The sequence below is a fragment of the Candidatus Bathyarchaeota archaeon genome (assembly GCA_026014585.1).
In the GTDB taxonomy this organism is placed as follows: Archaea; Thermoproteota; Bathyarchaeia; order Bathyarchaeales; family Bathycorpusculaceae; genus Bathycorpusculum.
This window is the reverse complement of sequence record JAOZIA010000003.1, coordinates 1-1,172: the sequence shown is the minus strand read 5'-3', so window position 1 is coordinate 1,172 and position 1,172 is coordinate 1. Positions and strand designations below refer to the sequence as shown.

The window sequence follows — 1,172 nt, the reverse complement described above, 5'->3', positions numbered from 1 at the left end:
TATTTTTTGGACAGGACTTTTAGGTGGTATGTTGGAGGATTCTATGCTTTTGCGCCTGCAATAATTCTTGGGATAGCAGGTGTGTTTTCGATTCTTGATTATGAAGATCGTTATAATAGATTGTTGCTCAGTTGGATGCTTATTGCTTCTGCCATGCTTTTTGTTGAGTTTCCCTGGCAGGCGCGTTTCTTGTATTTGATGCCCTTTAGCATTTATGTGGCATCAGGAATTATTTTGGGTGCAAAAAAGCTTTTCAAGTTTGCCGATTTAAAGGACCGAAAACGTGTTGCTACATTGATTTTTGTAGTTTTCTTTATTCTTTCAGCTTTTGTGTTAGTTAATTATGGAGTTAGATGCATAGCCATAAAACAGTATGGTTCTGCAGGATTAACTTTCGTTCCTTGAGCATGAGCTTTGTGTTGGTGTTGGGTTGGACTGTTTTTTTGGGTTTGGGATTAAAATTGGTCACATTTAAGTATTTTTTGTGATATTTTGTAATATTGGTGGTAGTTATTTTGGAGCGGTTTGTTGCGAAGGTCTTGCAGGACGGTAAAGTTACAATTCCCAAGCGACTAAGGGAGTTGCACGAGATTGAAGCTGGGGATTATGTGCGTTTGGATCTTGTAGAGGTCATCAAGGTAAAACAAAAAAGTGGGGGTTGATAGTGTATTTGTGGGGTAGGGTTGGTGAGTGCTTTGAAGCATGGGTTTTTTCGGTCAGGGTTTATGCTTTGTGATAGGTGTGTTCAAAATGGTGATTGTAAGCAGTTTCGGGTAGGGGGTGAGTGTGCTCGGGAGAAGCGTGTTTTTGGCAAGTTTGTAAGGGAGCTTTGTGATGAGTTTGAGTTAGAGGGGGTTGCGGATCGGATTTTGGTGGAAAGGGTTGCCATGTATTTAATTCGCATTGCCAGAGCAGAGGCGTACGAGTCTTTTGTTGGTGTTTCTGAGAAGTCCGTGGTATGGGGTGGTTACATTAGTCGGTTGGATAATACGCTCAGGGGTTTGATGAATGATCTGGCAGTGACGAGAGTGAAGCGATTGCAGTTAGAGAAGAGTGGTTCGTTGCTTGTGAGTGTGGATGAGTTGATAAGAAAGTTTGCTAACACAAAAGGTCAAAGGTCAACCGGGCAAGGTAAGCACAGGCGAACCTCTGTTAGGCTCTGGGAAAGAATC

Annotated in this window: 2 protein-coding genes and 1 pseudogene; all 3 read left to right on the top strand. The window is 42.2% G+C overall.

Annotated elements, in window-relative coordinates:
* A partial coding sequence (locus NWF01_03000; protein MCW4023985.1) for a hypothetical protein occupies positions 1 to 405 on the top strand: 405 nt, incomplete at its 5' end.
* 107 nt (positions 406 to 512) lie between these two features.
* A pseudogene (locus tag NWF01_02995) lies at positions 513 to 611 on the top strand (AbrB/MazE/SpoVT family DNA-binding domain-containing protein).
* Positions 612 to 686: 75 nt separating this feature from the next.
* Positions 687 to 1,172: hypothetical protein (locus NWF01_02990; protein MCW4023984.1), on the top strand; the 486-nt coding region annotated here is incomplete at its 3' end.